6 protein-coding genes and 1 pseudogene are annotated in these 6,148 nt (G+C 45.1%); 2 read left to right on the top strand and 5 right to left on the bottom strand.

The window, feature by feature from the left end; all coding sequences use genetic code 11:
• Positions 1 to 438: 438 nt before the first annotated feature.
• Together ACJ2PR_RS25710 and ACJ2PR_RS25705 are read right to left on the bottom strand one after the other, a co-directional pair.
• Positions 439 to 1,884 (bottom strand): WD40 repeat domain-containing protein, encoded by a 1,446-nt coding sequence (locus tag ACJ2PR_RS25710; protein ID WP_446879086.1) that lies wholly within the window; start codon positions 1,882 to 1,884, stop codon positions 439 to 441.
• 128 nt (positions 1,885 to 2,012) lie between these two features.
• Entirely contained in the window at positions 2,013 to 2,774 is a 762-nt protein-coding gene (locus ACJ2PR_RS25705) for a DUF928 domain-containing protein (protein ID WP_446879085.1), read from the bottom strand.
• A gap of 409 nt (positions 2,775 to 3,183) precedes the next feature.
• On the opposite strand from ACJ2PR_RS25705, the pseudogene ACJ2PR_RS25700 reads away from it, so the two are divergent.
• Positions 3,184 to 3,874, top strand: a pseudogene (locus ACJ2PR_RS25700) (IS1 family transposase).
• A 341-nt stretch (positions 3,875 to 4,215) separates the two neighbouring features.
• Here ACJ2PR_RS25700 and ACJ2PR_RS25695 read toward each other — a convergent pair.
• Positions 4,216 to 4,578, bottom strand: coding sequence for a cytochrome P450 (locus tag ACJ2PR_RS25695; RefSeq protein ID WP_446879084.1), 363 nt, complete (start codon positions 4,576 to 4,578; stop codon positions 4,216 to 4,218).
• Positions 4,579 to 4,596: 18 nt separating this feature from the next.
• Complete coding sequence (locus tag ACJ2PR_RS25690; RefSeq protein ID WP_446879083.1) at positions 4,597 to 4,806, bottom strand: hypothetical protein; 210 nt, start codon at positions 4,804 to 4,806, stop codon at positions 4,597 to 4,599.
• Positions 4,807 to 4,808: 2 nt separating this feature from the next.
• Here ACJ2PR_RS25690 and ACJ2PR_RS25685 point away from each other — a divergent pair, with 2 nt between their 5' ends.
• Entirely contained in the window at positions 4,809 to 5,093 is a 285-nt protein-coding gene (locus ACJ2PR_RS25685; RefSeq protein ID WP_446879087.1) for a caspase family protein, read from the top strand.
• A 108-nt stretch (positions 5,094 to 5,201) separates the two neighbouring features.
• On the opposite strand, the gene ACJ2PR_RS25680 is transcribed toward ACJ2PR_RS25685, so the two are convergent.
• Complete coding sequence (locus ACJ2PR_RS25680) at positions 5,202 to 5,639, bottom strand: cupin domain-containing protein (RefSeq protein WP_446879082.1); 438 nt, start codon at positions 5,637 to 5,639, stop codon at positions 5,202 to 5,204.
• Between the last annotated feature and the right edge of the window lie 509 nt (positions 5,640 to 6,148).

Here is a 6,148-nt window from a genome sequence, read left to right as displayed (position 1 = left end):
CATATTCCTGTCCTGTTCCCGTTTAGTGAAAGCCGAACTTATGGGTAATAGTCAGAGCTGTGCTGGGGGTTTACCCGATTAAATTAGAGCAGTCCTTGCAAGACCTTAAGAATCAGCTTCCTGATCCAGCAAGAGATTAATCAATTTTTAAGCTATGGTGGAAAAAGGGCGCTGCTGATTGGAGGGATGAATGCGTAGGAAGTGTTCATCTTTTCGCCCCCTAAATCCCCCAAAATTGAGGGACTTTGAACCTTGGGTTTCCCGCCGCTTTGGGGCAATTCATCCCCTGATTCAGCAACGCCGGAAAAAGCTGTTTCATTCTTTAGTCACATTTCCAACACTAAACCCAACACTAAACAGGTATCCCTCATAGGTCACCACTACAGTCTTGAACAACCTGCTGATCAGCAAGTGTGAGTCTCGAAACAGAGCAAATCATTACTGCTTAGGTAACCGCCAAATATAAATCCTTCCTGATTTACCATTTGGTGAAGCAATATTTGCCATGACTTGTCCATCTGAACTCAGGGCAATTGTGAATTGTGCAGCAGCATTGGATCGGTGAATATTGTCACTACTAAGAGAACAAATGAGTTTGCCGCTGTGACGATTCCATACTAGAATCCGATTGTTTAAACTTTTATCTAAACCTTTTGTAGAAAGGTTAGTTATCGTCAGCCCAGTTACCAGCACCTTATTGTCGGTACTGGAAGCTAAGAAAATTCCATTCTGGGAAGCAAACGAAGGTAAAGATACCGCTTGAATTTGTCCTTCTTTTCTACTTTGTAGCAATGCTTTGTCCTGCGGAGTTTCTATTTGAAGCTCTCTATTTCTTAAACTCCATACTTTGACGAGATTCTTACCAGAATCCATGATAAGAACAGAACCGTTGGAGCGATCGCCAGCAAATACTGGAAACTCTCCAAAAAAACTTTGAATGAATTTCCCAGTTTCTAGACTCCAAAGTTCGACTAAGTCTTTCTCATTTCTCTCCAGAGAACTTCCACTGATCGCAAGAAACTGTGCATCTGGACTGATGGCTACTGTTTTGATCCAAAGCCTTGTGTATAGTATCTTTTGCAAATAGATTGGACTTTTCAGAGTGCTAAACCGTTCACCTGGAGCGACTTCTTCTTTAAGAAAATTACTGTATCCTTGTATTCCAATAAGTCCACCCACTAATATCGTCACTAGCAGGAATGTAATACCGCGTCTTTGATTACCTTCAATAGCAGATTGGTTAGCAGAATCAATGTTCTGGAAATAATGGCAGACTATCGCAGCTACAGTAGTAGCAAAACCTAACTGAATAACTTGTACACTCCAGTTGATTGCGCCATTATAAAGGGTTCTTCCAGAAAATATTACAATCAAGGTAAATAGAACTATTGGAGCTAGTATTAATGCCGATCGTAAAAACAGAAATGACTGTGCGTTTGCACGAAGAATACAAATTAAATCTGGTATGATTGACGCAAACAAAAACGGAATAAAGGGTAGTGATAATAAAGTAAATGGCCCCAAATAAGAGAAGTGAAATAAGATAATTAACCCTACTAACCCTGCTACTATCAGCACACCCCAAATCATAAAGTTTCGCTTTTGTTGATTAGAACGTGCACTTGTAAGAGCTTGGGTAGTCATTACAAGCAAAATTCCGGCAGCAAGATACAGACTACCTGCGGCAGCACTGGGAGTAATTCCAGGTGTCAGAATCGATAATCCTGCGATCAGAATTATTCCCATTCCGACGATCGCTCCTGTCGTCCGAACAGCCCAAGTTGGTCGAGAACTAGTCACAATTAGTAATCCACTGGAGCTTAGAAGGAGAAAGGCACTGACAATCACAATTCCCAAAAGTACTGAATTTTCAGTATCTAACAAGTTGAGACTCAGAAACGGTGAAAAATACCAGAAGCCAATCAACGACCAGATTAATCTTGACAAAGTAGATGACATAGATGAAAAAAAGAGTTTTAATGTTTGCGTCTGTTGGTTTAGCTAAAAAAACGCTATTGTTGTGGGGAAGCAGCTTTCAGAGGAATGACTGAACCAACTAGAGGTTCTTGAGCGAAGTCCTCAGATTCAATGGTTTGTAAGAGCGATCGCCAGTCCGATCTCAGCTTCGAGTTTTGGGGGGATGACTGGAGTTGAGCCGCAACTTGCGCCAAAGCGTCATACCAAATATCGGGTGTGGCAGCCCTGATTTGACGTTCTCGTTCCGCAGTCAGTGCGACTCGCTGCACCATGCCGTTGACGGTTAAATCAGGCTGTGCGCCTGTGCCATTTCGACAGTAAAGCTGGAAATACCAGCGATAAGATTTTCCTTGTTGCAGTGCAGGCTGAGGTGGCAGCTTAACGCTAACAATTCCAGGCGTTTTCGGTAGCGTAAAACGAACTTGATAGAGGCGCTGTTGCTCTCCGGGCCAGGTTAGCAGAGTGAATTCTCCAAACTTTACTTGCTCGGCTGCAAACGGCACATAAAACAAAAAGGTTGGAGAATCTGTTGTGGTTAAAACAGGATTGGCAACCGGAAGCAATGCTCGTACCGACTGATTGAGCGAATTGCACAACAGTGGATCATGAGAACCGAGTCCTCCACCGGGTCGGGTGTCATTGGGCGGCGGGCTGGGCGGCGGAGCGGGTGGACGTTGAGCGATCGCCAAATCAGGATCAGGAACTCGATCGCGCAGCGCTCCCGGAACGGTATCACTCACTATTTGAGCAGATGAACTAGCCTGTGAGGTTAGCCCAACCACTAGCGCAATAGACATTATCCAGCAGTTGCCGTTCAGATTAGAATGACTCACGATCGTCCAACTCCCAATCGATAAGAGGTACTCTTATCTTTTACAATGATCTGCGCTGCGATTCCAGACAAATTATGAGACCGATTGCAGTCAGAAATACAGCGAACAGGGCTGGAATCAACGGTAGCCATCCCCCTTGACTGAGAACACTCAGACCTATTTGATACAGTCCGATCGCGAATAGTGCGATCGCCCCGCCTAACCACAACAGACGCGATCGGTTAGAGCAGATATCTCGTAGCCGTTTGACCAGGACAGCCGTAACAATGCTAATTCTAGAATATTTTCTTTGCTTGTACTAGATAAGACGCTCCTTGAAGTCTTAAAAAATCTCGGCGTTGCATAATGGAGGGATGAATGAGGGTATTGTACTATGCAGTGTCGATACTGTGGGTCTACTGAGGTTCGCCAGAACGGGAAACGGCGAGGCAAGCAAAATCACATCTGTCGCGCCTGCGGTCGCCAATTTATTGAAGGCTATGACCCACCCAAAGGCTACAGCGAAGCAACCAAGCAGGATTGCTTGATGCGTTACGTCAACGGCATGGGATTTCGCGCGATTGAGCGCTGTACTGGCGTGCATCACACAACGGTGATTCATTGGGTCAAGCAACTCGGACAGCAACTGCCGGATGCCCCACAGGAGTCGGAGATTCCAGAGGTGGGAGAACTCGACGAACTAGAAACCTTTGTCGGGTCAAAAAAAACAAAATGTGGATCTGGACAGCCGTGAACCATTTCCGGGCGGGCATTCTCGCTTGGGTGGTGGGAGTCACAGCGCAGAGACGTTCAAACCCTTGTGGCAGATTGTCTGTTGCTGGCATTGCTACTTCTATGTCACCGATGGCTGGAAGGTTTATCCCGGTTTTATTGAGGAAGGCGACCACCTTGTGAGCAAGACGTACATGACGAGAGTCGAAGGCGAGAATACCCGCTTACGTCACGACTTAGCTCGATTGCATCGCAAGACCTTGTGTTACTCCAAGTCGGTCGAAATGCTAAAGCATTCGCTGCGATTGCTCCTCCATTACCTAAAGTATTGGTCAATACCCGTACTCACTTGATTCATCCCTTTGTTCAGCAACGCCAAAATCTCAAGTGTAAGCACCTTTCACTGTGAATTAAATGGTTCAATAGTTAGAAAACTAATCACAGTAGAACTGAACGTATGCTGAGTCGATTTAAGCAGTTTCACAACCGCGATGTTGCCTTTCTAGGCTGTTTAGCAGATGTGAAACTGCTGCTTCATCTTTTTACAAATGAACAGTACGGTTATTTCGCAGATGAACTGTGAGGTGGAACCAAAAAACTGGACAGGCGAATAAGCTACACCCGGACAACCCATGATAGGAGTAGATTATGAGCCAAAACAAACGCAAACAGCACAGTAATCAAAAACCTGCACCTAAAAATCGTCGATCGAATGCGGGAACAACGAGAGGATGTTCGGGTGGAGAGTTAGCTTTGACTGCGCTTGCTTCTCGTAACTATATTGGACGATCGACTCTCTGACTTCTCGCGGAACGGTCAGCATCACCACTGGGCTGATGCGTAGTGTTTCATTGCAAACGGCAGTGAGATAGGGAAGCTGTGCGACTGAAGCCGGAGTGTTGAACTTGTGAAATTGGGCAAGTTCAGCTTGCAGCGTTTGATGAACCAAGGGATGACGATGAATCTGGTAGAGTGCCCAAGCGATCGCGCTGGAAGTCGTTTCATGCCCTGCAATTAGTAATGTGATTAATTCATCATGCAATTCTGCATCCGACATCGGTTGCCCGGATTCATCCTAAGCAGATATCAGCAAACTGAGAATATCTGAACCATAAGTCCGCATTCGTTCGCTATGAAATGGGGGCATCAATAAGCGCCGTTCTCGACGATGACGATGACCTTCCAGGGCAAAAATTGAGTAGTTGCTCACTAAAGGCTGGATCAGTGGGTTAGGTGGGGTAGTGATTTGCTTTGAGTCGCTGGTAAAGATGTTTCCAGAAGTCATTCATTCAGGCACAATCAGCCAGAGGTAAACGATGCAGGAATTTAACCATTGCGGTTGTCATCGGGATCAATCAATATGGTAATAGCATCAAATCCTTGCAGAATGCAGTTAATGAGGCTGAAGCGATCGCAAGACTGCTTGACACTCAGCATCGGTATCAAGTGCGATTGCTGCGAGATCAAGATGCGGGTTTAGAGAATCTTCGGAATCTGCTCAAAGCAGAGCTTCCTGAACTGATCAAGGCAAACAATCGATTATTGTTCTATTTTGCAGGACATTGCTCATAACGAATTCGCCAGTAGTAACCTGGAATTCTGCACGGGAGTGAACGAAGCGAAAGGCTTTAAAGCATGCCCTTGTGCAAAAAGAGTTTCTCGCTAGGTAAAGAATCTGCTTTACTTGCCTGAAGTTGGATCGTAGAGAACAACATTCTCTTGGTCGTTCGGATCGTTTCGCGCCACGAGTGCATGAGCAGGCTCAGTCGCACTGAGATTGTGAGGTTGATGTGGAACACCTGGCGGAATAAAGATGAAGTCACCCGCCTCGTTGATAACCGATTGTTTGAGTCCTTCACCATACCGAGTTTCGACCCGCCCTTTAATCAGATAAATCGCGGTTTCATAGTCGCGGTGGAAATGTGGTTCAGCCGTTCCGCCTGCTGGAATAATCACTAAGTTCATCGAAATTCCCTTCGCGCCAACCGTACTTCTAGAAATGCCAACAAAGTAAGGTAAGCGCTGACGAGTCAATATTTCAGTATCAGGGCGAATCGTTACGACCTCACTTGACATTGAATTAGGCTGTTCTGAGAATGAATTTTGTTGTGAAGTCATCAGCAACCTCTACTTTATGACTGAAGCTAGTTTGGATAGAGTACGGTTAGATATTTTGACTGCTTGTGCTGAGATATATTCATCGGGTTCGATCTTGTACAATCTAATTCCTAGAATCGTACATGCAGTCTCTCTGCACCAATGCCTGTTTATCTCTGGCGTATCATAGCTTAAGAACTCAGATTAGACATCGACAAAAATTGCCGATTTCACCGATCAGTTAAAGCGCATGTTTTAAACGACAATCGAAGCGGTAAAAAAGCTTCCCGGTTATACGCTGTAGATACACAAAAAACATAGCACCGAGAGAGCCACACGAGTAAATCTTATCCAAGTAATCCGAGTCCTGCTTAATACGAAGTGTTGAGAAATTGACTCCCCGAAGCAATGCTTAAACGAGTTGAGGCGACCTTTTCCGAACTTCTTCAAACCTTTACCCGAAGAAGTTCAGAATTTTTTAGCGGCTCTTCTTTCTAACTTAGAAGCAGACATGAGATCAAATCTTCGTT

Source organism: Phormidesmis sp. 146-33, from assembly GCF_052939515.1.
Note: the sequence above shows the minus strand (reverse complement) of the source record. Positions and strands in the feature narration are given on the sequence as shown.

What these genes read in the sequence shown, in the direction of transcription:
- ACJ2PR_RS25690 (WP_446879083.1), bottom strand. Translation starts at nt 4,806, where the DNA reads ATGACTTCTGGAAACATCTTTACCAGCGACTCAAAGCAAATCACTACC.
- ACJ2PR_RS25695 (WP_446879084.1), bottom strand. Translation starts at nt 4,578, where the DNA reads ATGTCGGATGCAGAATTGCATGATGAATTAATCACATTACTAATTGCA.
- ACJ2PR_RS25680 (WP_446879082.1), bottom strand. Translation starts at nt 5,639, where the DNA reads ATGACTTCACAACAAAATTCATTCTCAGAACAGCCTAATTCAATGTCA.
- ACJ2PR_RS25705 (WP_446879085.1), bottom strand. Translation starts at nt 2,774, where the DNA reads ATGTCTATTGCGCTAGTGGTTGGGCTAACCTCACAGGCTAGTTCATCT.